Source organism: Neorhizobium galegae bv. orientalis str. HAMBI 540, from assembly GCF_000731315.1.
Lineage (GTDB): Bacteria > Pseudomonadota > Alphaproteobacteria > Rhizobiales > Rhizobiaceae > Neorhizobium > Neorhizobium galegae.
Map to the genome: position 1 here is coordinate 4295377 of NZ_HG938353.1, position 25089 is coordinate 4320465.

Below are 25089 nucleotides of genomic sequence, written 5' to 3' on the forward strand. Positions count from 1 at the left end.
ATTTTGGGAGCCCGATAGGGAGCATTGACGTCTGGGAGGAGAAGTCATGAGCGGAAAACCTGTGCGTGACGTGAAGCTGTGGTCGCCTGTGGTCGGCTGGGAAGAACGGCCGAACGGCGAGTTCGTGGTCTGGCGTGAGGATCCGCTCGGACCTTATCCCGACAAGCTCAACGAGCGGCTGGTCCACTGGGCGAAAACCGCGCCCGACCGCACCTGGATGGCGGATCGCGAAGGGACGGCCGAGTGGCGCAGGGTGAGTTTTGCTGAGGCGCTGGATCAGGTGCGCCGCATCGGCCAGTTCCTGCTGGACATGAAGCTCTCGGCCGAAAATCCGCTTGTCATCCTTTCGGAAAACTCGATCGAACATGCGCTGATGGCGCTCGGCGCCCAGCATGTCGGCATCCCGTCGGCGGCGATTGCGCCCGCCTACGCGACCATCTCCTCGGACTTTTCCAAGCTGCACGACATTGCCAGGCAGATCACCCCCGGCCTGATCTTCGCCGACGACGCGGGTGCCTTCCGCAAGGCGGTTGATACGGCTTTCGGGGCAGACATTCCCTTTGCCGGGATGCGCAACCTGCCCGAGGATAGGTCCGGCACCTATCTCCTCGACGACATCCTCAAGACCGAGCCGACCGAGGCTGTGGACAAGGCTTTTGATGCGGTCGGGCCTGATACGGTCGCGAAATTCCTGTTCACCTCGGGCACCACCGGTTCGCCCAAGGCGGTCATCCAGACGCAGCGCATGCTTTGCTCCAACCAGGAGATGGTGACCGACTGCTATTCCTATTTCCGCGACGAGCCGCCGGTCCTGGTCGACTGGGCACCCTGGAACCACACCGCCAGCGGCAACAAGGTGTTCAACATCGCCATCTATAGCGGCGGCACCTATTACATCGACCGCGGCAAGCCGAGCCCGGCGCTGATGGCCCAGACGATCGCCAACCTGAAGGAAATCTCGCCGACCTGGTATTTCAACGTGCCGGCCGGCTACGAGATGCTGATCCAGGCGATGCGCGAGGACGAGGGGCTTCGCAAGACCTTCTTCAAGGACCTGAAGCTCTTGATGTATGCCGGGGCCGGCATGGCACAGCATACCTGGGATGCGCTGATCGAGCTTTCCGAGATGACGATCGGCGAACAGGTGCCGCTCGGCACCGGCATCGGTTCCACCGAGACCGCGCCATTCGCGATTTTCTGCACCGAACCGCAGGAAAAGCCCGGCAATATCGGCGTGCCAGGCCAGGGGGTCACCATGAAACTGGTGCCGATCGACGACAAATACGAACTGCGCCTCAAGGGTCCGAACGTCACCCCAGGCTACTGGCGCAACGAGAAACTGACCAAAGAAGCCTTCGACGACGAAGGCTTTTATCGGATCGGCGATGCGGTGAAATTCGCCGTGCCGGGCGATCCGCGCCAAGGGTTCTATTTCGACGGCCGCACGGCCGAAAACTTCAAGCTGCAGACCGGCACCTGGGTGGCGGTCGGCGTGCTGCGGGCACAGCTTGTCAATCAGTTCGGCGGGTTGATCCGCGATGCCGTCATCACTGGCGAGAACCGGGCCGAGCTCGGGGCGCTGGCGGTGCCCTTCATGCCGGCACTGCGCGAACTGATCGGCGGCGACACTGCCCTTTCCGACGAGGCGGTGGTTGCCCATCCGAAGGTGAGGGCGGCGATCATCGAGCGGCTGAAGGAACATCAGCGCCAGTCGAGCGGTTCGGCGACGCGCGTCATGCGCATGATGCTGATGACCCAGCCGTTGCGTTTCGAGAAGGGCGAGGTGACCGACAAGGGCTCGATCAATCAGCGCGCCGTGCTCGCCCATCGCGGTGATCTCGTCGAGGAACTGTATGCGGATGCGCCGGGCGTCATCCGGGTCGGCAAGGAGCTTGCGGCATGAGGATCGAAGGAACAAGCGCCGTCGTCACCGGTGGCGGATCGGGGCTCGGCGAGGCGACGGCACGGCTGCTCGCAAAGCTTGGGGCCGTGGTGCATGTCTTCGACCGCAACCAGGCTGCAGCCGAAAAGGTCGCGACCGAGATCGGCGGCGTGGCGCTCTCCGGAGACGTGACCAGCGAGGACGATGCGGCCAAGGCACTCGACATTGCGGCGAAGGCGGGCGACGGCTTGCGTATCCTCGTCAACTGCGCCGGTATCGGCACGGCGGGGCGCATCGTCGGCAAAAATGGCCCGATGCCGCTTGCCGATTTCGAGCGGGTCATCCGCGTCAACCTGATCGGCACGTTCAACATGATGCGGCTTGCGGCCGATCGCATGTCGGGCCTGCCCGAGCGCGACGACAAGGCGCGCGGCGTGATCGTCAACACGGCGTCGGTCGCCGCTTTCGAGGGACAGATCGGTCAGGCGGCCTATGCGGCCTCCAAGGGCGGCATCGTTTCGCTGGCTTTGCCGGCGGCACGCGAATTCTCCCGCTTCGGCATTCGCGTCAACACGGTAGCACCCGGCATCTTCCTGACGCCGCTGCTTCATGAGCTGCCGCAGGAGGCGCAGGACAGTCTTGCCAGCGCGATTCCCTATCCGTCCCGGCTCGGCGACCCCGGCGAGTTTGCCGATGCGGTGCGGTTCGTGATCGAGAACCAGTATGTCAACGGCGAAGTGATCCGGCTCGACGGTGCGCTGCGCATGCAGCCGCGGTAACCGCCGATGTCGTTTGCGGATCAGGCCGACCGAACGCTGGACATCCTGGCTCTGACGCCGGGCTGGCACCGGCTCAAGGAGCTCCGTGAGGATTGCGACGACGAGACGGTTGCCGCGATTATCGGGGAGGCGGCGAGTTTTGCCGAGGGCGTGCTGGCGCCGCTGAATGCGGTGGGCGACCGGATCGGTGCGAGGATGGTCGACGGCCGGGTGAGGACGCCGGATGGCTTTTCCGACGCCTTCCGGCAATATGCCGAGGCCGGCTGGCTCGGCATGGACGTGGCCGAGAAATTCGGCGGCCAGGCCGTGCCGCTGACATTGCATGCCGCCTGCGCGCCGCTGTTCGAGCGCGCCTGTGTGGCGCTAATGATGGCGGCAGGCTCGACCCGTGCCGCCGCGCATCTACTGGCCGAAGCCGCCGACGAGGCGACCGCGAACGAATGGGTGCCGAAGCTTAGCACCGGCGAATGGGCGGCGACGATCTGCATTTCCGAACCGGAAGCGGGTTCCGACGTCGGTCGGCTGCGCACCAAAGCCGAACTCAGCGATGGCGAATGGCTGATCACCGGCCAGAAGATCTGGATCTCCTTCGGCGACCACGATATGGCGGATCGCATCGGCCACTGCCTACTCGCCCGCACTAACGACCAACCGGGCACGCGCGGCATCAGCCTGTTTCTCGTGCCGAACCTCATCGACGGCCGGGCGAACGGCGTTTCGGTCGACCGGATCGAGGAAAAGATGGGCCTGCACGGCTCACCCACCTGCGCCATGCGGTTCGAGAGCGCCAGGGGCATCTTGCTCGGCAAGGAGGGGCGCGGCCTGCCGCAGCTTTTCACCATGATCGAGCTGATGCGGCTGCTCACCGGCTGCCAGGGGCTGGGCATCGCGTCGGCCGCGGCCGATATTGCCGAAGACTATGCAAAGGAGCGCTGCCAGGGCGGACGGCCGGACCAGCCGCCGGTGCCGATATCGAGCCATCCGGATGTGCAGCGCCAACTGCATGAGATCCGCAGCTCCACGGAAATCCTGCGCGCCGCCATTCTCGAACTTGCCACGACCATGGATATCGCCCGGCTGGAGCCCGAGGCAGGGCTGGAGGATTTCACCGGCTGGATGCTGCCGCTGATCAAGAACTTTGGCGCGGCGGCGGGGTTCGAGACGGCGAATGCGGCAATCCAGGTGCTCGGCGGCGTCGGTTACACCCAGGATTGGCCGCTCGAACAATATCTTCGCGACGCCCGCATCATGACCATCTATGAGGGCACGACGGGCATGCAGGCGCTGGATTTTTTGACCCGCCGCCTTTGGCGCGACGAGGGGCGGGGAGCCGCGCTTTTCCTCGAGAAGGCGCGCGACGAGATCGACGCCTACATCGCCGAACACCCGGCGGAATCGGAACAGGCTCTCGCGGTCCTGGATGGTTTCGAGCGTTTGAGCGGGCGGATGACGGCGCTTCAGAGCGATCCGGATGCCGCCCTCTACCGAGCCAACAGCTATATGCGGGCCGCCTGGTCGGCAGTGTCCATATGGATGGCATTGCGGATCTCGGAAACAGGTGCGGTCCGGAGACTGGTTGCGGAATTTGATTTCCATAGCGCACGTTGCGGCTGATCCATTGAGGATGATCAGGCAAATAGGAAGCCGGCTGTGGAACGCGGCCGGAGTTGCGGAACCCCGGAAAATATGCGCGTGATACCGGCTCGGATTTTTTCTCGAAACGAGAAAGACAGTGAACATACTTCTCGATATCGGCGCATTCCTGGCGACCGCTCGCGCCGGCAGTTTTTCCGCCGCTGGCCGTGACTTAGGCGTCGCGACCTCGGTCATCACCAAGCGAGTCAAGCGGCTCGAAGAGCACCTCAATACCCAGCTTTTCGTGCGCACCACAAGACGATTGGCCCTGACGCTGGATGGCGAGCGGCTGAGGCCCCGTCTGCAGCTCCTGGTCGGTGAGATCGAGGAGACGCTGGCGACGCCGAATACCCACGAACTGGGGCTGACAGGTTCGCTGCGCATCAAGGCGCCGACAACGCTGACCTCGATGTTCTTCGGCGATATCTGCGCCGCGTTCCAGGCCGCCAATCCGCGGGTGAAGATGGAGATCGTGCTGATCGACCGTTCGGTCAATCCGCTCGAGGAGGGGTTCGACGTAGCGATCGGCGCGCTGCCTCAATCCTACGCTTATGTGATCGACCACCCGCTTTGCCCTTATCCACGCGTTCTCTGCGCATCGCGAGACTATCTGGCAAGCCGCAAGCGGCCGAAGACGCCCACCGAACTCGTCGGCCACGAATGCATCACCTTCCACACGATCGGCACGACCTGGACCTTCCAGATGGAGACGAGCACGATCAACGTGGAGATCACCTCGAATTTCACGGCCAACGATAGCCGGGTCCTGCTCGCGGCTGCCCGGCAGGGATTGGGACTGGCGATCCTGCCGAGATTCCTTGCGCAGTCGGATCTCGATAGCGGCGCGCTTGAAGAGGTGATGCCGGAGTTTCCGGTCGAGCCGCTCTGGGTGAAGGCGTCCGTGCCCAGGATCAAGATGAACAAGGTCGTGGTGTCCGAGTTCATATCCTACGTGCAGAAGCGGTTTTCGGAAGGGGTGCCGGATCAGGTCATTCCGATGTTCTGAGAAAATCCGAATGCATCCGCAGCTTTCCGCCTTTCGCGCTCGCCATTTCGCTAGACACCAAACCGCTAAAATCTTCGGCTGGACCTTTCTCAAAACAAGAAAGCTGATCGCATCACTTGCCGGGTTCAAGGTGAGGCGGCTTGAGTTACGATCATCTCCAAAGCGCCGGGAGGGCGCAGGTTCTACGGGAGGGTTCGATGGCGGAAACGCTGAGCAGGGAAACGCGGATCGTCCGGCGCGAGAAATCGGCGCCGTTCCGCAAGCTCAAGGCGGATATCTGTGTCGTAGGCGCCGGGATCGCCGGCATTTCCGCAGCACTCGAAGCCGCGAGACTGGGCCGCAAGGTAGTCATCGTCGATGGCCAGGCGGCGCTCGGCGGACAAGCGGTCAATTCGATCATCGCCACGTTCTGCGGCCTGTTTTCGAACGGCACGCATGGCTACCAGTTTACCTATGGGGTCGCCGACAGGCTGCTCGCCCATCTCGAAAGCCAGGACCGGTCGATCTATTACCGCCACGGGCCGAACACCACGGTCGTCTATTACGACGAAGTGGTCCTCGGCCGCTGGATGGAGAGTAGCATTCTGGACGCCGGCATCGAGGTCGTGCTCGGTGCGCAGATCCTCGACGTGCATGTCGAAGGCCGCCGCGTCGTCCAGACCGATTTCATGACCCGTTATGGCGGCGTCTCGATCGAGGCGACCGGCTGGGTGGAGGCGAGCGGCGACGCGGCACTCGTCTGGCAGGCCGGTTTTGCCTGCCGTCAGCCGGAAAAGGGCGGCGTCTTCGGTACGCAGATGGTGGTGCTGGAAAACATCGACGAAGCCAAACAGCCGACCCGCTACGAGATCGGCGACCGGATGAAGGAAAAGGCGGCAAGCTACGGCCTGCTGCGCCGCGAAGGCCTCGGCTTCACCATTCCCGGTCGCGGCATTGCCGCCATGAACATGACCCATGTGGAAACCCCGCTCGATCCGGTAGAGGCCTCGAAAAAGGCGCTGGAAGGCAAGGACCAGGCGGCCCGCGCCGTGGAATTCCTGAAGACGGAATTTCCGGAATGTTTCGGCAATGCCCGCATCCGCTCCTTCGGCCTGCCGGGCATCCGCCAGACCCGCTGGATCGCCGGCAGCCATCACCTGACGGTCGACGAGATCAAGGCCGGCACCAGGTTCGACGACGCTGTTGCCCGCACCGCCTGGCCGATCGAGCTGCATGACCACGGCGACGGCCACCACTGGATCACCTTCGACGAAGAGCATGCCCACTACATTCCGCTTGGCAGCCTGACGCCGGACGAATGCGACAATATCGCCGCCGCCGGCCGCTGCGTCGATGCGGATTCCGCGGCCCTGTCGAGCATCCGCGTCATGGGGCCATGCATCGCCATGGGCATGGCCGCCGCCAACGCGCTCGACCTTGCCGGAACCGGCAGCGTGCACCAGATCGATCGCGATGCATTGTGCGAGCGGGTTTCCGACAACGTCGAAAAGAAGCATTATCGGTGGACGGGTGCGGAAACGCGCGCCGCATCGTGAGGAGGATGCGATGAACCTGACGGATCACGAAAAGGCCATGTATGACGGCGAGCAAGGCCGCGCCAAGGCGCGCGCCATGGACCTGCTCGTTCGTTATGGCGAAGCGCTCGGCGCCGAACGGCTGGTCGAGACCAACAATGTCGCCGGCGCCTTCAACGCCTCGACGCCCTCTGTGCAGGCGATCGCCGAAAAGGGCATGGAACACGTCTATTCCGAACTGAACCTCGACAGCGACGAAGTCGTGGATGTGCCGCATATGGTGGCGCATACCTGTCAGTTGATCACCGGCATCGACAACGACAACTGGGAACTGCAGGGCGTCGACAAGGCGCTGGTGGACATGCAGCGCGCCAATGAGAAGTACCTGGGGCGACGCGGCGTCAACATGTTCGCCACCTGCACGCCCTATCAGGTGGGCAACGTGCCGGTGAAGGGAGAACACTGCGCCTGGATGGAATCGTCCGCCGTCATCTACTGCAACTCGGTTCTCGGCGCCCGCACCAATGTCGAGGGCAAGGAAAGCACCGGCGCCGCGGCGCTCACCGGCCGCATTCCCTATTGGGGTTTCCACATCACCGAAAACCGCCGCGGCACCCATCTGGTCGAGCTCGATATCGAGGTCGACGACATGATGGATTGGGGCCTCCTCGGTTATTACATCGGCGAAGTGATCGGCGAGGAAATCCCGGTCCTGAAGCGCACGGGCCGCCAGCCCGACCTCATCAAGCTCAAGCATTTTGGCGCAGCCGCCGCTTCGTCCGGCGGTGTCGAGATGTATCATATCCCCGGCATCACCCCGGAAGCGGATTCGATCGAAGAAGCCTTCGGCGGCCGCAAGGTCAAGGGCACGTTCCGCTACGGTGCCAAGGAACGCCGCGAGACCTATGAGAAGTTGCAGAGCTCGACCGAGAAAAAAGTCGATTTCATCATGCTCGGCTGTCCGCACAACTCCATCGACCAGATGGCGCTGATCGCCCACATGCTGGAGGATAAGAAGATCCATTCGGATGTGCAGCTCTGGGTGCACACACCGCGGGCGATCAAGCAGGTCGCCGAGCGCAACGGCTATATCGACGTCATCCGCGAAGCCGGCGGGGTCGTGATGAGCGACACCTGTCCCGCCATTTCCCGCCGTCTGCCGGCGGGGACGAAGGTCATCGCCACGGATTCCGCCAAGCAGGCGCATTACCTGCCGGCGATCACCGGCGTGCAGGGATGGTTCGGCTCGGTCAGCGATTGCGTCGATGCCGCCTTGACCGGCCAGTGGAACGGGAGGGTCTGATGGATATCTCGACGGAAACCAAACCGGAAATCATCGAACTCAACGGCCGCAAGGTGGTGGCCGGCCGCGCCGAAGGCGAGGCGCTTGTTACAACCGAGACGATCTCTGGCTGGGGCGGCATCAACGAGCGCACCGGCACGGTCATCGAGCGCCGGCATGAAATGCGCGGCGTCTCCTTCGCCGGCAAGATTCTGGTTTTCCCCGGTGCCAAGGGCTCGTCCGGCTGGTCGGCCTATTTCCATATGACCCGATTGAACGGCGTGCAGCCAGCGGCGATGATCTTTACGCGGATGACCACCAAGATCGCCCTCGGCGCCGTCGTCACCCGCGTTCCGGCGATCACCGAGCTCGACCAGGACCCGCTTTCGGTGATCGAGACCGGCGACTGGGTGGTTGTCGATGCCGATGCCGGCACGGTGACCGTGACCAAAAAATCCTGAAAGTGATATTCGCTCTTAGGAGCCTGCCACTCGACGGCCATGCCGATAGCCGACTATAAGATTCGGCGAAACGGATAAGGAGGAGTGGACATGTCGAAAGTAGCGATCGTAACCGGCGCGGGCTCGGGCGTTGGCAGGGCCGTCGCCATCGGGCTTCTGAACGCAGGTTATCGGACCGTGCTTGCCGGCCGGCGCGAGAGCGAGCTGCGGGGAACTGCGGAACTGGCCGGCGGTGAGTCGCTGGTGGTGCCGACCGACGTCACCGATCCGGCCGCCGTGGAGGCCTTGTTTGCGGCGACGGAAAAGGCCTATGGCCGCCTTGATCTTCTGTTCAACAATGCCGGACGTGGCACGCCGGCCGTTCCGATCGACGAATTGCCGCTTGAAACCTGGCGGGCGGTCATCGATCTCAACCTCAACGGCGCCTTCTATTGCGCCCGGGCGGCCTTCGGAATGATGCGGCGGCAAAACCCCGGCGGCGGGCGGATCATCAACAATGGTTCGATCTCGGCGCACGTGCCGCGTCCTTTCCAGGCCGCCTATACCGCCACCAAACACGCCATTACCGGCCTGACGCGTCAGATCGCGCTCGATGGGCGGCCGCTGAACATCGTCTGCGGCCAGGTGGATATCGGGAATGCCGACACGCCGATGACGGTGCGAATGAAGGAAGGCGCGCTGCAGGCAGACCTTACGACTGCCGTGGAACCGGTCATGGACCCGAAACACGTGGCTGATGCGGTGCTCTATATGGACGGATTGCCTTTGGAGGCCAATGTCCTGTTCATGACGGTGATGGCAAACGGCATGCCCTACGCCGGCCGCGGCTGAGATCGGCCGCCGGCCGCCTTGATCTTGCCCGGAAGCTCGCCCAGCGTCAGAAATAATCGGAAGGAAACATCCCATGCAGCAGGCACTGGTGCTTGAGAAAAAAGGCGTCCTCTCGTTGAGGGAAATCGATCTTCCGACCGACGTCGGGCCGGGCGACGTGAAGATCGCCATCGATACGGTCGGCGTCTGCGGCAGCGACGTTCACTATTACACCCACGGCGCGATCGGGCCCTTTGTTCTGCGCGAGCCGATGGTGCTCGGCCACGAAGCGGCCGGCATCGTCGTCGAAGTCGGCAGCGAGGTGAAGACCTTGAAGGTTGGTGACCGCGTCTGCATGGAGCCCGGCGTACCGAACCTTTCGTCCCGCGCGTCCAAGCTAGGTCTCTACAACGTCGATCCGGACGTCCGTTTCTGGGCGACGCCGCCGATCCACGGGGTGCTGACGCCGGAAGTCATCCATCCTGCAGCCTTTACCTACAGGCTGCCGGACAATGTCTCCTTTGCCGAAGGCGCCATGGTCGAACCGTTTGCGATCGGCATGCAGGCCGCGAGCCGCGCCCGCATCCAGCCCGGCGATGTCGGTGCGGTCATCGGTGCCGGCCCGATCGGCATCATGGTGGCGCTGGCAGCACTTGCCGGCGGTTGCGCCCGCGTGTTCATTTCGGATCTGAGCCCCGACAAGCTGAAGATCGCCGGCCAGTATCCGGGCATCATCCCCGTCAACATCACCGAACGGCCGTTCGCGGAAGTCATCGCCGAGCAGACCGGCGGCTGGGGCGCGGATGTGGTGTTCGAAGCGAGCGGCAGCCCGAGGGCCTATGCCGGCATGTTGGACCTGGTGCGGCCCGGCGGCGCCTTCGTGCTGGTCGGCCTGCCGGTCGAGCCGGTGCCGTTGGATGTCGCAAGCGCCATCTCCAAGGAGGTTCGCTTCGAGACCGTGTTCCGTTACGCCAACATCTTCGACCGGGCGCTGGAACTGATCGCCTCGGGCAAGATCGACCTGAAGCCGCTGATCACCGGCGTCTTCGATTTCAAGGATTCGATCAAGGCCTTCGAGCGGGCCGCAGCCGGACATCCATCGGACGTCAAGCTGCAGATCGTGCTGAGCGGCAAGGCCTGATCAGGCGGCGCGGGTAAAGCGCTTCGAAAGCGATGCCGGCTTGTGAAGCGGCACGCGGCGGAGCATTTCGAGCGCGAACAGGCGGGCGTTCTGCCGGGCCTTGTCGAGATTGCTGATGCGGTTTTCGTCCATCGTGTAGAGCGTGCCGCCGAGATCGAAGATGTCGCGGAAAGCGGCGCGTTCGATGATCGGCGTGTCCAGCACTTCGACCTTGCGCTCGGCAAGCAGCATCTTCACCGCCAGCAGCGCACGGGTGGTGACCATCGAGTTGACGCGGGTCAGAACGACCGAGTGCGGCACGTGAAGATTGGCTTTTTCTTCGAGATAGCGCAGCAGTTCGAGCACGTTTGCACCGCCCTGGGCATCCATGGCGCAGCCCTGGATCGGGATCAGCACGTGGTCGGAGAGGCCGATCGCCTTGGCGAGCAGCGGGCTCTGCGCGCCGGGGAGGTCGAGCACGAAATAATCGGTCTTGTGGCGGTTTTCAGAAATATGCCGGTCGATCGAGGCCTGCGTCACGTAGGAAATAACGTTGAGCTTGTCGTTTTGCGGCGAGAGCATGTGCCAGCGGGTGATCCAGTATTGCGGATCGGCATCCAGGATCGTGACGCGGTAGCCTTGCTCAACGAGTTCGGTCGCAAGAAGGAGCACAGCGGTGGTCTTGCCCGCTCCGCCCTTGGTGTTGGCAAAGGTAATGACTGGCATCTTGGGTCCCTGTCCGGCTACGAGCGTAAGATTGCTCTCTCACCGCACCCTCATGATGCGTTGCCCCATTCTTGCCAAACATGGTTAACGAGACGTGAAAAATCCGTTGCCAGATCTTACCGGCGACGATCGGCGGCGAGGATTTCCCGGGCGATCTGCTCGAGCGACACGACCTTGTCGACGCCGCCATGGGCGATGGCTTCCTTGGGCATGCCGAATACCACCGACGACGCCTCGTCCTGGGCCACAGTGTAGGCTCCCGCCTGGTGCATCTCGTTCATGCCGCGGGCGCCGTCGTCCCCCATGCCGGTCATGATCACGCCCATGGCGTTGGCGCCGGCCGAGCGGGCGGCGGACCGGAACAACACATCGACGGAAGGGCGATGGCGGCTGACGAGCGGACCCGAGCGGACCGAGACTTCATAACGCGCGCCGCGCCGTTCGAGCAGCATGTGTTTGTCGCCGGGGGCGATGAGCACATGGCCGCGCAGTACCGGATCGCCTTCGGCTGCTTCCTTGACCTCGACTTCGCAAAGGCTGTTGAGACGCTTGGCGAAGGCGGCGGTGAATTTTTCCGGCATATGCTGGACGATGACCAAGCCCGGAGAATTGGCCGGCAGGGCTTCGAGAAGTTCGCGCAGCGCTTCGGTTCCGCCGGTCGAGGCGCCGACGCAGACGACCATTTCGGTTGTCTTCGCCATGGCTCCGAGCTTGGGAGGCGGAAGCATCGCATCGGCCGTAAGCTTGGCGGTCGTGCCGCTGTCGGAAATGCGTGACGGACGCAGCCGGCCGACACGGGCGCGTGCAGCTCCCTTGACCGCGGTGCGGATCCTTTCGCCGGACTCGGCGAGGTGATCGGCCGCGCCGATCTTCGGTTTCAGGATGACGTCGACAGCGCCCGCTTCAAGCGCCTGCATCAGCGTTTCCGAGCCGCTTTCGGTCAGCGACGAACACATCACCACCGGGATGGGATGCTGCGCCATCAGCTTGCGGAGAAAAGTGATGCCGTCCATCTGCGGCATTTCCACATCGAGCGTGATGACGTCGGGAATTTCCTCGCGCAGCTTTCGCGCCGCCATGAAGGGATCGCTGGCCGCGCCTATGACTTCGATATCCGGATCCGCCGACAGGACGGCCGTCAGGGTCTGGCGGACGCTGGCTGAGTCATCGATGATCAGAACTCGAATTTTGCCGGTCATGGTTCATACCCGCTTGAACACAGTATTTGCCACCTGCCGGATCGGCAGATCGAAGCCGGTCACGGTTTCCGAGTGACCGATGAACAGATAACCTCCGGGAAGCAGGGCTTCACAAAGGCGCGACAGCACGTGCTGCTGAGTCGGCTTGTCGAAATAGATCAGCACATTGCGGCAGAAGATCATGTGCATCAGATCGCCGATGGGATAGGCCTCGTCCATCAGGTTCAGCCGGGCGAAACCGACGCGGGAGCGCAGTTTCGGCGAAATTCGCATTTCCTGCCGCCGTTTGTCGGATGGCCGCATGACATATTTGTTCATCATGTCTGCCGGAACGGGCGCCAGGAGATCGCTCTGGTAGATACCGCGCTGGGCCTTCTGCAGCACGTCGGTCGAAAGATCGGTAGCAAGCACGAAATAGTCGCGTTCCGGCGTCGACGAACTCAGAAATTCCGAAAGCACCATGGCCATCGTATAGGGTTCGGCGCCCGTCGAACAGGCGGAACTCCAGGTGCGGATGCGCCGGTCGGCATAGGTCTTCAGGATGTCCGGCAACGCCGTCTGTACCATGTAGTCGAAATGCTTCGGCTCGCGGAAGAAATCGGTCTTGTTGGTGGTCACCGCATCGATGAGGAAGATCGACTCCGCTTCAATGCCGCCGTGCTTGAACAGATAGTCGCAATAACTGTCGAAGGTCGGCATGGCCGTGACGCGCAGGCGCCGGCGAAGCCGCCCCTCCAGCATCGTCATCTTGCTGTGCGGCATCTTGATGCCGCTATAGTCGTAGATGTACTTCGAAAGCAGATCGAAGTTGCGCTTGCTCAGCCGATCATCGAGCGGCTGGCTTCTCATTGCTGCACTCACGCACATGCCCCCGTACAAGAACCTATTCGGTTACGCGAATTCCGTCATGCGACCTGAGACTGCGGCCCCACATCGGCGAGAGCCGATCCGGAATCCGAGAACAGCCGTGCAAGATCGACGACGACGACGAAGCCGCTCTCCCGCCGCACCACGCCGGCGATATAATCGGAGCGCCAGCGCACGCCGATATCCGGTGCCGTCTCGATCTGTTCCTTGCGGAACGGCACGACCTCGAAGACCCGGTCTGCGACGAGGCCGAGCACCAGGACGCGATCGGCGACCGGTACGTCGAGCACCAGGATGCGCGTATGTGGCGTCTTGACCGTCCGCGTCATGCCAAGGCGAAGACGAAGGTCGATCACCGGCACACCCTGTCCGCGTACATCGCGCAGGCCGAGCAGGTATTCCGGGCCGTGCGGGATCTTGAAGGGTTCCTCGTGGTCGAGAATCTCGCGGACCACCTCGACGGGGACCGCGAAAATCTCATCGCCGAGGCTGAAGGTCACGAACTGGGATTCGGAGGATATGACTGCCATTACGCGCTCTCCTTGAAATCGTCATCGTCCGCATCCGGGCCGCCCATCGACAGGTCGAGGGCAAACCCTTTCACGCGGGCCTGTTGTGCGGTGACCGAGTGGCCGGCCGAATAGGCCTTTGCCGGCGACTGGATTTTGGATTTCGCCGGTGCGGGCTTGGCGGCCGGGGCCGGCTGGTTTCGCTGCTTGGATCCGGCACGGTCGACCTTGAAGAAGGCGATCGAGGCCTGCAGCTCTTCCGCCTGCGAGGCAAGCTCTTCCGAAGTCGCCGACATTTCTTCCGAGGCACCGGCGTTCTGCTGGGTCACCTTGTCGAGCTGCTGGATCGCTTCGTTGATCTGCGAAGCGCCGATATCCTGTTCGCGGCAGGCGGCGGAGATTTCCGAAACCAGTTCCGCGGTCTTCTGGATGTCCGGCACCAGCTTGTTGAGCATCTCACCGGCCTCGGTCGCGACCTGAACAGTCTCGCCCGAAAGCGCGCTGATTTCGGCAGCGGCAGCCTGGCTGCGTTCCGCAAGCTTGCGGACTTCCGAGGCGACGACCGCAAAACCCTTGCCGTGTTCGCCGGCACGTGCGGCTTCCACCGCGGCGTTGAGAGCGAGAAGGTCGGTCTGACGGGCGATCTCCTGGACGATCGAGATCTTCTGGGCGATCGTGCGCATGGCGCCGACGGCGCGGCCGACGGCCTGGCCCGACGCTTCGGCGTCACGCGATGACTGGCGGGCGATCTTTTCCGTCTGGGCGGCGTTATCGGCATTCTGCTTGATGTTGGCTGCCATCTGTTCCATCGAGGCCGATGCTTCTTCAGCCGATGAGGCCTGTTCGGTGGCCCCCTGGCTCAACTGCTCGGAGCTGGCCGACAGTTCCTGGCTGCCAGACGAGACGTTGTCTGCCGCCGAAAGAGCGTCGCCGACCACGCCACGCAGGCGCTCCACCATGCTCTGCAGCGCAAGACCGAGCGTGTCCTTGTCGGAGAGCGGTTTCGGTGAAACGGTCAGATCGCCATTGGCGATCTGATCGGCCACCCGCGCCGTGGTGCGCAGATTGGTGACCATGCTCTGCATGGCGAGCCCAAGCGTATCCTTGTCGGAAAGCGGCTTGGCGTCGATCGAAAGGTCACCCTCCGAGATGCGCTCGGCGATCGCCGCCGTATTGCGCAGATTGCCGGTCATGATGTTAACGGTATCGATCAGGTCCTTGACTTCGTCATTGGTCTTGACATCGACTTTCTGGTTGAGGTCGCCGATCGCCACTGCATTGGCAACCGACGCGATCTTCTTGAGGCCATTGTTGATGCCGAGCGTGATCCAGAAGGCGGCGCCGATGGCGATCAGTACGGCGGCGATCGAGGCGATGCTCAAGACCATCATCGTCGTGGCGAACAGATCCTGGTTGGCTTTTTCCGTAGTTGCCATGCCCCTGCGCTGAATATCGAGGAGAACCTTGATGGCCTCGCCCATATCGGCGGTCATGGTTCGCAGATCGCCCATGGAGAGCGCCAGAGCGCCCGCCTGATCGCCACGTGCCTGGATAGCCTGCAACTCGTCGGATTTCTGCTGGAACTGCTTGCCGATTGTCAGCAGCTTTTCCCAGTAGGGCCGCCCTTCCGCGGAGGCGATCGAAAGCCCTTCCTGAACAGCTTTGAACATCAGTTCCGTGTTGACGTCCGCTTCCTTGTGGAATTTTGCGGCATCCGCCAGGTTGGTGGCCAGCAGCGCGTTTTTCTGAGCGCGTATTGCATCGACCTCGTTCACATTGGCGGTGAGCGCAAGTTCGAGACGACGGACCGGGCCGTCGACCATCTTTGCGCTGGCCTCGTTGAGGTTGCCCAGGCTCAGGCTGCCATAGACCGCGATGCCGACCAGCAGCAGCGTCAACAGGGAGAAAGCCAATCCCAGTTTCAATTTGATCGTAAACCGCATCTTAAATCTCCGAATTCCTTCAAAAGAGCCGACAGAGCTGCCTTACATTTTCTGAGATGCGATCGAAAAAAGTCCGACGGTAAGGCCGATAAGCCGGAAGCTGGAACGTCTTCGTTGCTCGCACCAACGCAATAACGCTGGCTATCGCGGGGCCGCCTGACGGCCCCGCTCATTGGTTGGGGTGAGCGCTCAGGCGCTTTCCCGGAAGTCGTCGTCATCACCGTCGGGACCGCCCATCGACAGATCGAGGGCAAAACCCTTGGCGCGTGACTGCTGAGCTGCGACGGAATGGCCGGCCGGACGGGGCGCAGGAGCCTTCGACGGCTGTTTTGGGCTAGGCTTTGCTGTTGTGTGAGCCTTGGCGCCCGGCTGCGGCCGCGCTTTTGCGCCCGTCCGTTCGACCTTGAAGAAGGCGATCGAGGCCTGCAGCTCTTCCGCCTGAGCGGCGAGTTCTTCCGAAGTCGCCGACATTTCTTCCGAGGCGCCGGCGTTCTGCTGGGTCACCTTGTCGAGCTGCTGGATCGCTTCGTTGATCTGAGCCGCACCGACATCCTGCTCGCGGCAGGCGGCGGAGATTTCCGAAACCAGTTCCGCGGTCTTCTGGATGTCCGGCACCAGCTTGTTGAGCATCTCACCGGCCTCGGTCGCGACCTGCACGGTCTCGCCCGAAAGCGCGCTGATTTCGGCAGCGGCAGCCTGGCTGCGTTCGGCAAGCTTGCGGACTTCCGAAGCGACGACCGCAAAACCCTTGCCGTGTTCGCCGGCACGTGCGGCTTCCACCGCGGCGTTGAGAGCGAGAAGGTCGGTCTGACGGGCGATCTCCTGGACGATCGAGATCTTCTGGGCGATCGTGCGCATGGCGCCGACGGCGCGGCCGACAGCCTGGCCAGACGCTTCGGCGTCACGCGACGACTGGCGGGCGATCTTTTCCGTCTGGGCGGCGTTATCGGCATTCTGCTTGATGTTGGCTGCCATCTGCTCCATCGAAGAGGACGCTTCTTCGGCAGCGGAAGCCTGTTCGGTGGCCCCCTGGCTCAGCTGTTCCGAGCTTGCGGAAAGCTCTTGGCTGCCCGAAGAGACATTGTCTGCCGCCGAAAGAGCGTCGCCGACCACACCGCGCAGGCGTTCCACCATGCTTTCAAGCGCAAGTCCGAGCGTGTCCTTGTCGGAGAGCGGTTTCGGTGAAACGGTCAGATCGCCATTGGAAATCTGGTCGGCGATGGTTGCCGTATTGCGCAGGTTGGCCGTCATCGCGTTGATGGTATCGACCAGATCCTTGATCTCGTCATTTGTCGTGATTTCGACGTTCTGATTGAGATCGCCGATCGACACGGCCCGGGCGACGCCCATGATCTTGGTAAGGCCTCTGCCGATGCCGAGGGCGATCCAGAACGCCGTCGCCGCTGCCGTGATGACGGCAACGACCGCGATCGTGATCATCAGGCTGCGCGTGGTCCAATAGGTGGCTTCGGCTTCATCATTGGCCTTCTGCATCCGGTCGCGATTGATTTGGACGGATTCATCCAGCTGCGTGGAGAGTTCGGTGATCGCCTTGCGGCTTTCTCCGGCCGAGAGAGCGAGTGCTTGCTGCATGTCGCCGCGTTTGACGGCGGCATCGACCTTGTCGTTCGCAGCCTGGTTGGTCGTCGCGAGCCCACGCGTTTCATCCCAGAACGGCTTCTGGTCTGCCGACGCGGTCGAAGCCAGTTCGTTCAGCATCGTGATGAACTGCAACTCCAGCTTATCGCCGTCGCCAAGGAACTTTTCGATCTCCTGCGGCGAGGTGGCAAGCAGCATGTTCTTCTGCGCGCGGATGCGATTGAGCGACAGCATGTTCATCTGCTGGACTTTATCGAGCCGCGTTGCCGCGACGTCCGTGACGTAAGTCATGGCTTCATTGGCGGCGCCAAGGCTATATATTCCGTAGCCGGCGGTACCAACCAGCATGCTGACAAGAAAGCCGAAGGCCAATGTCAGTTTGGCTTTGATCGTAAATCGCATAGCCCTATCCCCTCAAGGCAATGAAGTGCATCAGTCGATGCGTCCCTCCAGGCGGGGGGACGCGGTTGAAAACGAGAAGACCGATACATTCACCCTTCTGCGATGGTCCGGTTACCCGGATATTCCTCCCGCTTACACGCGAGAGACGATCCCGAATTCCTGTCAATCCGGGATCGGTTCAGTTCCCTCAGGCGCTTTCGCGGAAGTCCGCGTCATCAGCATCCGGCCCGCCCATCGACATGTCGAGGGCAAAACCCTTGGCGCGGGCTTGCTGGCTGAGGACCGAATGGTCGCCCTTGTGGTGTTGTCCCGCAGCACGTGCCTGCGTGGGCTTTGCCATCGGCTTGCGGGCGGCGGAGGCGGCCGGAGCGCGCTTTGCCTGTTTGGCCTGTTTGCTGCCGGACTGATCCACCCGGAAGAAGGCGATCGAGGCCTGCAGTTCTTCCGCCTGCGAGGCAAGCTCTTCCGAAGTCGCCGACATTTCTTCCGAGGCGCCGGCGTTCTGCTGGGTCACCTTGTCGAGCTGCTGGATCGCTTCGTTGATCTGCGAAGCGCCGATATCCTGTTCGCGGCAGGCGGCGGAGATTTCCGACACGAGTTCCGCGGTCTTCTGGATGTCCGGCACCAGCTTGTTGAGCATTTCGCCGGCCTCGGTCGCGACCTGCACGGTATCGCCCGAAAGCGCGCTGATTTCGGCAGCGGCAGCCTGGGACCGTTCGGCAAGCTTGCGGACTTCCGAAGCGACGACCGCAAAACCCTTGCCATGTTCGCCGGCACGTGCGGCTTCCACCGCGGCGTTGAGAGCGAGAAGGTCGGTCTGGCGAGCGATTTCCTGGACGATCGAGATCTTTTCCGCGATCGTGCGCATTGCATGGACGGCGCGTCCGACCGCCTGGCCCGACGCTTCGGCGTCACGCGACGACTGGCGGGCGATCTTCTCCGTCTGTGCGGCGTTATCGGCATTCTGCTTGATATTGGCTGCCATCTGCTCCATCGAGGCGGATGCTTCTTCAGCCGACGAGGCCTGTTCGGTGGCCCCCTGGCTCAGCTGTTCCGAGCTGGCGGAAAGCTCCTGGCTGCCCGACGAGACGTTGTCGGAAGCGGCGAGCGCATCGCCGACGACGCCGCGCAGGCGCTCGATCATGGTATTGACGAAGCCGAGCAGTTCACCGATCTCGTCCCTGCTGGAGATGGTGGCAAAGCGGGTCAGGTCGCCGTCGGCGACGTTCTGCACTGCCCCGATCGCATTGCGCAGGCCCTTGTTGATCGAAAGGGCGATCCAGAGGGCGGCCAGCAAGGCGATCAGGAAAGCGGTTGCCGCGACCGAGATCATGATCAGTCGGGTCTGAGCATAATCCACATCCGATTGTTTATTAGCGTCGTCGAGCCGACTTTCTTCGAGTTTGACCACCTCGGAGAGCAAAGCATCGATCTCGTTGGTGACGACGCGCGCCTCAGTGGTTGAAATACGCAGTGCAGAGCTTGTATCTCCACCCAGCATCAAGGTGCGAATGTGGTCATCCTGCTTGCGGAATTCCGCTGTGAAGGCGGAGAGCTTACCCCAAAGGACTTTGCCCTGTTCGGTCGCGCGGGCTTCGACCGCCTTGAGCGTCTCGTCGAATACGCGGCGGGCCTCGTCACTTTTCGCGCTATATCCCTGCATCTCGCCGGGATTCGCCGCCAGAAGCAGGTTCTTCTGCTGGCGGATCTGCTGAAGCTGCTCGTTGTTCAGGTTCTGGGCGAGTTTCAGTCGCAGGGCTGGCCCCTGCAGCACATTTTCGAGCGTGTCGTTCAGGCTGCTGAGGCTGAAAATGCCATAAGTAGCAGTCGCCAGCAGCATGATGATGATGAAACCGAATGCCGAGGCCAGCTTAAATTTGATTGAAGCGTGCATTTTTTGAATCCATCGAAAGGGTGATCAACCGTGGGAGGCCCCGGTCGCGGAATGGTCGTGTTGGGCGGAGAAGATCACCTGGAGGTTCGGGAGGATGATGAATTCCGCCCCCCGCTTGACGAGGCAATCGATGAAATCTGGTCGCCAGCGCATCCCCACGCTCGGCGGCGGCTCGCCGGCGGTGCGAAGCAGCGTTGTCACTTCGTGCACTTTGTCCGTGCGGATGCCCGTCAGCACGGATTCGCCGTCGATCTCGATCGAGATGACGATGATGCGGCTGTCGATCGTCGGCTTGGTCGCTTCCATGCCGAATGCGAGACGGATATCGGCAAGCGGAATGACCTTGCCGCGGAAGTTGATGACGCTGCCGACAAAGGCCTTGGCGCCCGGAACCATAGTCTCCGGCAGAAGATCGAGGATCTCCTGCACGATGAAGGCTTCCAGCGCGAAAACTTCGCCGGCGATGTCGAATGTCAGGACTTCCAGCTCGTCGCGGCCGCCCCAAAGGTCCTGAGAAATCTTTCTGACTGCTTCGTTCATCCGGCCGCGCGCAGATGCGCCTCCTGTTGTTGCCCCTCGGCCACCAGATGACCGACGTCGAGGATCAGCGCCACGTCCCCGTCGCCGAGGATGGTCGCACCCGAGAAGGTCGCGACGTCATGGTGCAGTTTCGACATGCCCTTGATGACCGTCTGGTGATCGCCAATGATCTGGTCGACGACCAGGCCGACCCGTTCGGAACCTGTCGAGATGACGACCACCTTCTGGAAGGGGTCGGGCTTGGTGCCGGTGCGGAAGAGATCGCGAAGCCTGAGAAATGGCACGAGACTGTCGCGCAGCGAGATGAAGCTGCGGCCGCGTGAGCGCATGTCTTCTTCGATCGAGAGCTCGAGGCATTCCTCGACCGCCGAGAGCGGGATGACATAGCGGCCGTCGCCGACCCGCACGAGCAGTCCGTCGATGATCGCGAGCGTCAGAGGGATCGCCAGCGAAATCTCGGAACCTTCGCCAGGATGGCTTGCAACGTTGATCGTGCCGCGGAGTGCATCGATGGTCCGCTTGACCACATCCATGCCGACACCGCGGCCTGAAAGGTTGGTGACCGTCTGCGCCGTCGAGAAGCCGGGCTGGAAGATCAGCTGGTAGAGTTCCTGATCGGTGAGGCTGGCATTCGGCGGGATGAGCCCGGAGGATTCCGCCTTGGCGCGCACCCGGTCGCGGTTGATGCCCCGGCCGTCGTCCTTGATGGTGATGATGACCTCGCCGGCCTGCTGGCGGGCGGAAAGCAGGATATGACCCGCTTGTGACTTGCCGGCGGCAAGCCGTTCCTCGGGGGTCTCGAGACCGTGGTCGCAGGAGTTGCGCACCAGATGCACCAGCGGATCGGCCAGGCGTTCGATGACACTCTTGTCGACTTCCGTGCTTTCGCCCTCGGTGACCAGTTCGATCGTCTTGCCGGTTTCATGCGACAGATCGTGCACCAGCCTGCGGAAGCGGCTGAAGAGATGCGCGACCGGTACCATGCGCAGCACCATCATCGTATCGCGCAGCTCGCCTGAAAGGCGTTCCACATCTTCCGAGACGGCCCGCAGCTGCAGATCGCCGCTGCCGCCTGCAAGCTGGCTGAGGCGCGACTGGGCGATGACGAGTTCGCCGACCCGGTCCATCAGCTCGTCGAGTTTTTCGGCGGGCACGCGGACGTTTTCGGACGCCTTGTTCTGCTTCGTCTCGACGGGAGTTGCAGCAATCGGCGCAGGCGTAGCCGCATGCAGGACGACAACCGGTGCCGTCGCAACAGGCAGGGGCGCCGTGGCGGGCTGCGATGCCGTAACCGGGGCTCCGGGCTTGGCTGGTGCCTTGGCGGCGACCGAAGTCTCGACGGTTATGACTTCGAGCTGCATCTCGTCCATGACGAAGATGAATACGTCGTCTATCGCAGACCGCGGCTGGGTGGTCAGAAGCTCGACTTCCCAGGAGACATAAAGATCGGTCGGCGCGAGAAGGTCGAGCGATGGGATGGCAGAGCGGTCTGCCACGATCCGGCACTCGCCGAGCTCGCGCAGTTCGTCGAGAAGCGGCAGCGGATTTGTGCCGTTTGCCATTGCGTTCTGCGGCAGGCTGAAGCGGATCTTGAAATGGTTCTGGCCCGGAGCAGTTTTGGCGGGGCCGGAAGAACCGGCGTTGTTGGCGCCATCGACGGCAGCGCGCAGGCTGGCGAGAAGCGCTTCGCCAGTCGCCTCATGGTCGCCATTCGGCGTGTCGACCAGGGCACGCATGTGATCCTTGGCCTCGAGAACAGCCGTGACCAGTTCCTGTGTTGCCGGAACTTCGCCCTTGCGGACGCGGTCGAACGCCGTCTCGCAATGATGGGTGAAAGCGGCCAGGGCATCGAAGCCGAACATGGCTCCCGATCCCTTCAAAGTGTGGAGTCCGCGGAAGACCGCGTCCACCTGATCCTTGTCGCCGAGGTTTACGTTCAGGTCGAGAAGCCCTGCTTCGATCTGTTCCAGAAGCTCGGCAGCCTCTGTCCTGAAAACCGCGATAGGATCGGGAAAGCTCATCTGCCGAGTACCTTTCGAACGATCTTGACCAGGCTTTCCGGGTCGAAGGGCTTGGTGAGCCAACCGGTGGCACCGGCGGCCTTGGCTTCCTGCTTGATGTCGTTGTCGGATTCCGTCGTCAGGAAGATGACCGGAACGCCCATATGGGCCGGCATCTTGCGCAGTTCCCGGATCATCGTCAGGCCGTCCATGTTCGGCATGTTGAGATCGGTGACGATCAGGTCGAACTGGCTGGCGCTAAGCTTGGCGATGCCGTCCATGCCGTCGACTGCTTCCGTGATCTGGTATCCGGCATTGCTGAGGGCGACGCGCGTCGTCAGCCGGATGCTGGCGGAATCGTCGACTGTTAAGATGCTGGCGCTCATTGAATACCCCCTTGATGAAGCCAGAATTTCAGGTCTTCAGCGGACATCCCGTCGAGGAAGCCGCTGCGCTTCAGGACATCGAGCGTTGGGCCGCTGGCGGGACGGGCTAACGCGATTTGCTTTCCGGCCGCGCCGGCGTAGATGCGCGCCGCTTCCATGAGTTGAATGAAGCTGATGTCCACCTGGCAATCATCGTCGAGTTCGATGGTTGCGGACGCGGTCTTGTCCAGAAACTGCAGCATTTCCCGCTGCACGGTTGCAATCGTGCGAACAGTCAGGTTCTGCGGCGGGCGAAAGTAATCCTCTTGAACATCGGAAGCCGGCATTCTTACCTCAATATAATTCCGAAAACGCTGAAATAGCTGGCCGAATGTGGACTTGCATCGTTAATGCGGAGTTAACCGACCATGGCCATTTCTCACGAAACAAAACTGATAGGTTGCATTTTGCCACGCTAATGAGCGGGAAAATTAACCACAAGTCGCAAACGACCGCCGCTATTCTGCGGGAATTAACTCATCGCCCCTCAGAGTAGTTCTCGCGCAGGACAAAACCGTGCCCGAACTTGCTGGTGCGGAACTGTCCCAAAACAATGCAGGCGAGTTCATCGTCGTATTTTCAGCAGGCAGAGGTCCCGTGGGGACCTGAAAGGTGAGGCAAAATGGCTGTCAGGGCATCCATTTTTGACATCGTGAGTAGCTCGACTGGCGTTCTCGCCTTCGTCGACCGGATGGAAACAGCACGCTCGCGTATCGAGGAACGCTTTCTCGATGGTGGCGCGGCGCTCCTGTCGATCCTCGATGTGCTGAACAAGCTGATCAACTCCCTCGACCAGTTGACCGGTTCGCTGGACGAAGGAACGGCAAACGCCACGATGGCCGAGCTGAAGAGCACGGTCGAGCGGCTGTCGCACCTGACCAGACTCGAATCCGGACGCCAGGTCGGCTTCCAGGAAATCGCCTCCGCGGAACGAAAACTCCGGCCTCAGATCGAAGAGATGCAGGAAACGCTGCGCTATCTGCGCACCTTCGCGGTGACCGCCAAGATCACCGGTGCCGGGATTGCCGATTTCGCCGGTTTCGCAGAGGAAATTCTCGCAAGGATCCAGGAAGGCTCGCGCCAGGTCAACGATCTGGCAGGCAAGCTGAGCACCCTCGGCCACGGTCTTGGACCGGTGATGGTCAAGGGAAAGGCGATCCTGGCAAGCTACGACCAAACGGTGCCGCAGATCGTTGTCGGCCTCTCCAACGGCGCGGCGGAGATCGGCAAGCACCGCAAGCTGCTGGTCGAGCGCGCCGCGAGGGTGCGCACCGTTGCAAGCGGCATCCAGTCGAAGCTCGCCTCGACGCTGTCGGCCATGCAGGTCGGCGACATCACCCGCCAGCGCATCGAACATTGCCAGTCGAGCCTGCGCATCCTTTCCGATTATCTGGAATCGCCCGCGGCCGCCAGGTTGACCGGCGACCAGCGCGAAAGCCTGTCGCTGATCATCCGCAAGCTCGTATCGTTGCAGCTCAATCAATCCATCTCCGACTTCGATCGTGATACCGCAAAGATCGTTGCCATCGTCGCAAGCTTCCGGTCCGATCTGTCGCAGATCGAAGCCCTGCGCGCGACGATGACCGATGCCGACAGCGGCGACAACGACAATGCGATCCGGCAGCTCGAGAGCGGCGTGACCGCAGCTCGCGGTGCCGTGCGCGAAATCGAGGAGGTTGCCCACCACGCCGGCGAGCTCAGCCGGTCGACCAGCGATACCGTCCGGGAACTTCTCGACGGCATCAGCATCGTCAAGGTCGTGCGCACCGACATTCACTATATGGCGCTCAACACCAACCTCCGTTGCGGCAAGATCGGTGAGGAAGGCAGGGCGATCAATGTCGTGACCGCAGAACTGCGCAACTTCGCCGCGGTGCTCGACGAGACGGCTGAAAAAATCCTGATCGAACTCCAGACGCTCGAAATCGCTGCCAACAAGCTGACCAGCGTCCACGGCGAAGAGAGCGAACAAAGCCTCGACCAGCGTTTGGAAAACGCGCTTGAAAACATTCGTGCGGTCGGCGACCGGATGGATGCCCAGATGCTGGCGCTCGGCGATCAGAGCAGGACGGCGGTCGGCGAGATGGATATCTCGCTCGCCCGGCTGAACTTCAACGCCGAACTCGGCGAAGTGCTGCGCGCCTGCGCCGACGAGATGGCGCTCGACGACGACGTATTCGAAGCGCCGGGCCTTGAAGAGGCGCTCGCGGAAGTCGGTGGCCGTATTGCCCGTCTTTATACGATGGTGACCGAACGCGAATTGCATGCCGCGGTGCTTGGCACAGCACCGCCGATGGTAGCCGCTGCTGCCGCCACCACCATGTCGGACGAAGACATCGACGATGCCCTGTTCTGATCGGCCGGCGCCTGCGCGGACCGGCGGGGGCTGCATTCAGCGGCTTGTCCTGTTAAGATAAAGCGAAGGCCGCGCCTTGACCTTTGGGTGCGCCTGGGTCATGTGACCGCCTTTGCTGACGCAGCGCTTGGAATACGGGA

21 protein-coding genes are annotated in these 25089 nt (G+C 62.3%); 10 read left to right on the forward strand and 11 right to left on the reverse strand.

The window, feature by feature from the left end; translation table 11 throughout:
• Window positions 1-46: 46 nt before the first annotated feature.
• The 9 genes from RG540_RS20660 (at window position 47) to RG540_RS20700 (ending at window position 10510) form a co-directional block, all read left to right on the forward strand.
• Window positions 47-1903 carry a feruloyl-CoA synthase gene (locus RG540_RS20660; RefSeq protein WP_038591871.1) on the forward strand — a complete coding sequence of 619 codons (1857 nt, stop codon included), beginning with the start codon at window positions 47-49 and terminating at the stop codon, window positions 1901-1903.
• Complete coding sequence (locus RG540_RS20665) at window positions 1900-2661, forward strand: SDR family NAD(P)-dependent oxidoreductase (protein WP_038591874.1); 762 nt, start codon at window positions 1900-1902, stop codon at window positions 2659-2661. Before RG540_RS20660 ends, RG540_RS20665 begins: the two co-directional genes overlap by 4 nt.
• 6 nt (window positions 2662-2667) lie before the next feature.
• Window positions 2668-4275, forward strand: a complete 1608-nt coding sequence (locus RG540_RS20670; protein ID WP_065814426.1) for an acyl-CoA dehydrogenase family protein — start codon at window positions 2668-2670, stop codon at window positions 4273-4275.
• A 118-nt stretch (window positions 4276-4393) separates the two neighbouring features.
• On the forward strand, window positions 4394-5302 hold the full coding sequence (locus RG540_RS20675) for a LysR family transcriptional regulator (protein WP_038591877.1): 909 nt from the start codon (window positions 4394-4396) through the stop codon (window positions 5300-5302).
• Between the two features lie 197 nt (window positions 5303-5499).
• Window positions 5500-6837, forward strand: coding sequence for an FAD-dependent oxidoreductase (locus RG540_RS20680; RefSeq protein WP_038591880.1), 1338 nt, complete (start codon window positions 5500-5502; stop codon window positions 6835-6837).
• Window positions 6838-6847: 10 nt separating this feature from the next.
• The gene (locus tag RG540_RS20685; protein ID WP_038591885.1) at window positions 6848-8119 is read left to right on the forward strand and encodes an aconitase X; all 1272 of its coding nucleotides are present in this window, start codon (window positions 6848-6850) and stop codon (window positions 8117-8119) included.
• Window positions 8119-8559 carry an aconitase X swivel domain-containing protein gene (locus RG540_RS20690; protein WP_038591887.1) on the forward strand — a complete coding sequence of 147 codons (441 nt, stop codon included), beginning with the start codon at window positions 8119-8121 and terminating at the stop codon, window positions 8557-8559. The genes RG540_RS20685 and RG540_RS20690 overlap by 1 nt, the downstream gene beginning before the upstream one ends.
• A 90-nt stretch (window positions 8560-8649) precedes the next feature.
• Window positions 8650-9390 (forward strand): SDR family oxidoreductase, encoded by a 741-nt coding sequence (locus tag RG540_RS20695; protein ID WP_065814427.1) that lies wholly within the window; start codon window positions 8650-8652, stop codon window positions 9388-9390.
• A gap of 73 nt (window positions 9391-9463) precedes the next feature.
• Entirely contained in the window at window positions 9464-10510 is a 1047-nt protein-coding gene (locus RG540_RS20700; protein WP_038591893.1) for an NAD(P)-dependent alcohol dehydrogenase, read from the forward strand.
• Here RG540_RS20700 and RG540_RS20705 read toward each other — a convergent pair whose 3' ends face one another.
• The 11 genes from RG540_RS20705 to RG540_RS20755 all read right to left on the reverse strand — a co-directional run bounded on the left by RG540_RS20705 (window position 10511) and on the right by RG540_RS20755 (window position 22880).
• Window positions 10511-11215, reverse strand: coding sequence for a ParA family protein (locus RG540_RS20705; protein ID WP_038591898.1), 705 nt, complete (start codon window positions 11213-11215; stop codon window positions 10511-10513).
• A 116-nt stretch (window positions 11216-11331) separates the two neighbouring features.
• Window positions 11332-12414 carry a protein-glutamate methylesterase/protein-glutamine glutaminase gene (locus RG540_RS20710; RefSeq protein WP_038591900.1) on the reverse strand — a complete coding sequence of 361 codons (1083 nt, stop codon included), beginning with the start codon at window positions 12412-12414 and terminating at the stop codon, window positions 11332-11334.
• 3 nt (window positions 12415-12417) lie between these two features.
• Entirely contained in the window at window positions 12418-13281 is an 864-nt protein-coding gene (locus tag RG540_RS20715; RefSeq protein ID WP_038591903.1) for a CheR family methyltransferase, read from the reverse strand.
• 38 nt (window positions 13282-13319) lie between these two features.
• Complete coding sequence (locus RG540_RS20720; protein ID WP_038547675.1) at window positions 13320-13811, reverse strand: chemotaxis protein CheW; 492 nt, start codon at window positions 13809-13811, stop codon at window positions 13320-13322.
• Window positions 13811-15733 (reverse strand): HAMP domain-containing methyl-accepting chemotaxis protein, encoded by a 1923-nt coding sequence (locus RG540_RS20725; RefSeq protein WP_038591905.1) that lies wholly within the window; start codon window positions 15731-15733, stop codon window positions 13811-13813. The genes RG540_RS20720 and RG540_RS20725 overlap by 1 nt, the downstream gene beginning before the upstream one ends.
• Window positions 15734-15922: 189 nt before the next feature.
• A complete protein-coding gene (locus RG540_RS20730; RefSeq protein ID WP_038591909.1) occupies window positions 15923-17734 on the reverse strand; it encodes a methyl-accepting chemotaxis protein in 1812 nt (603 codons plus the stop codon).
• A gap of 187 nt (window positions 17735-17921) precedes the next feature.
• Entirely contained in the window at window positions 17922-19628 is a 1707-nt protein-coding gene (locus RG540_RS20735) for a methyl-accepting chemotaxis protein (RefSeq protein ID WP_038591912.1), read from the reverse strand.
• A gap of 24 nt (window positions 19629-19652) precedes the next feature.
• Window positions 19653-20168: a chemotaxis protein CheW gene (locus tag RG540_RS20740; protein ID WP_038591915.1), complete on the reverse strand. Its 516-nt coding sequence runs from the start codon at window positions 20166-20168 to the stop codon at window positions 19653-19655.
• On the reverse strand, window positions 20165-22189 hold the full coding sequence (locus RG540_RS20745) for a chemotaxis protein CheA (protein WP_038591918.1): 2025 nt from the start codon (window positions 22187-22189) through the stop codon (window positions 20165-20167). Before RG540_RS20745 ends, RG540_RS20740 begins: the two co-directional genes overlap by 4 nt.
• Window positions 22186-22554 carry a response regulator gene (locus tag RG540_RS20750; RefSeq protein ID WP_038547692.1) on the reverse strand — a complete coding sequence of 123 codons (369 nt, stop codon included), beginning with the start codon at window positions 22552-22554 and terminating at the stop codon, window positions 22186-22188. The genes RG540_RS20745 and RG540_RS20750 overlap by 4 nt, the downstream gene beginning before the upstream one ends.
• Window positions 22551-22880, reverse strand: a complete 330-nt coding sequence (locus RG540_RS20755) for a hypothetical protein (RefSeq protein ID WP_051909547.1) — start codon at window positions 22878-22880, stop codon at window positions 22551-22553. Before RG540_RS20755 ends, RG540_RS20750 begins: the two co-directional genes overlap by 4 nt.
• 335 nt (window positions 22881-23215) lie before the next feature.
• Between RG540_RS20755 and RG540_RS20760 the strand changes: the two genes are divergently transcribed.
• On the forward strand, window positions 23216-24949 hold the full coding sequence (locus RG540_RS20760) for a hypothetical protein (protein ID WP_051909549.1): 1734 nt from the start codon (window positions 23216-23218) through the stop codon (window positions 24947-24949).
• The last annotated feature ends 140 nt before the right edge of the window (window positions 24950-25089 follow it).

Coding starts and splice junctions, on each gene's coding strand:
- RG540_RS20660 (WP_038591871.1), top strand. CDS start 47: ATGAGCGGAAAACCTGTGCGTGACGTGAAGCTGTGGTCGCCTGTGGTC.
- RG540_RS20665 (WP_038591874.1), top strand. CDS start 1,900: ATGAGGATCGAAGGAACAAGCGCCGTCGTCACCGGTGGCGGATCGGGG.
- RG540_RS20670 (WP_065814426.1), top strand. CDS start 2,668: ATGTCGTTTGCGGATCAGGCCGACCGAACGCTGGACATCCTGGCTCTG.
- RG540_RS20680 (WP_038591880.1), top strand. CDS start 5,500: ATGGCGGAAACGCTGAGCAGGGAAACGCGGATCGTCCGGCGCGAGAAA.
- RG540_RS20685 (WP_038591885.1), top strand. CDS start 6,848: ATGAACCTGACGGATCACGAAAAGGCCATGTATGACGGCGAGCAAGGC.
- RG540_RS20690 (WP_038591887.1), top strand. CDS start 8,119: ATGGATATCTCGACGGAAACCAAACCGGAAATCATCGAACTCAACGGC.
- RG540_RS20695 (WP_065814427.1), top strand. CDS start 8,650: ATGTCGAAAGTAGCGATCGTAACCGGCGCGGGCTCGGGCGTTGGCAGG.
- RG540_RS20700 (WP_038591893.1), top strand. CDS start 9,464: ATGCAGCAGGCACTGGTGCTTGAGAAAAAAGGCGTCCTCTCGTTGAGG.
- RG540_RS20705 (WP_038591898.1), bottom strand. CDS start 11,215: ATGCCAGTCATTACCTTTGCCAACACCAAGGGCGGAGCGGGCAAGACC.
- RG540_RS20710 (WP_038591900.1), bottom strand. CDS start 12,414: ATGACCGGCAAAATTCGAGTTCTGATCATCGATGACTCAGCCAGCGTC.
- RG540_RS20715 (WP_038591903.1), bottom strand. CDS start 13,281: ATGTGCGTGAGTGCAGCAATGAGAAGCCAGCCGCTCGATGATCGGCTG.
- RG540_RS20720 (WP_038547675.1), bottom strand. CDS start 13,811: ATGGCAGTCATATCCTCCGAATCCCAGTTCGTGACCTTCAGCCTCGGC.
- RG540_RS20725 (WP_038591905.1), bottom strand. CDS start 15,733: ATGCGGTTTACGATCAAATTGAAACTGGGATTGGCTTTCTCCCTGTTG.
- RG540_RS20730 (WP_038591909.1), bottom strand. CDS start 17,734: ATGCGATTTACGATCAAAGCCAAACTGACATTGGCCTTCGGCTTTCTT.
- RG540_RS20735 (WP_038591912.1), bottom strand. CDS start 19,628: ATGCACGCTTCAATCAAATTTAAGCTGGCCTCGGCATTCGGTTTCATC.
- RG540_RS20740 (WP_038591915.1), bottom strand. CDS start 20,168: ATGAACGAAGCAGTCAGAAAGATTTCTCAGGACCTTTGGGGCGGCCGC.
- RG540_RS20745 (WP_038591918.1), bottom strand. CDS start 22,189: ATGAGCTTTCCCGATCCTATCGCGGTTTTCAGGACAGAGGCTGCCGAG.
- RG540_RS20750 (WP_038547692.1), bottom strand. CDS start 22,554: ATGAGCGCCAGCATCTTAACAGTCGACGATTCCGCCAGCATCCGGCTG.
- RG540_RS20755 (WP_051909547.1), bottom strand. CDS start 22,880: ATGCCGGCTTCCGATGTTCAAGAGGATTACTTTCGCCCGCCGCAGAAC.
- RG540_RS20760 (WP_051909549.1), top strand. CDS start 23,216: ATGGCTGTCAGGGCATCCATTTTTGACATCGTGAGTAGCTCGACTGGC.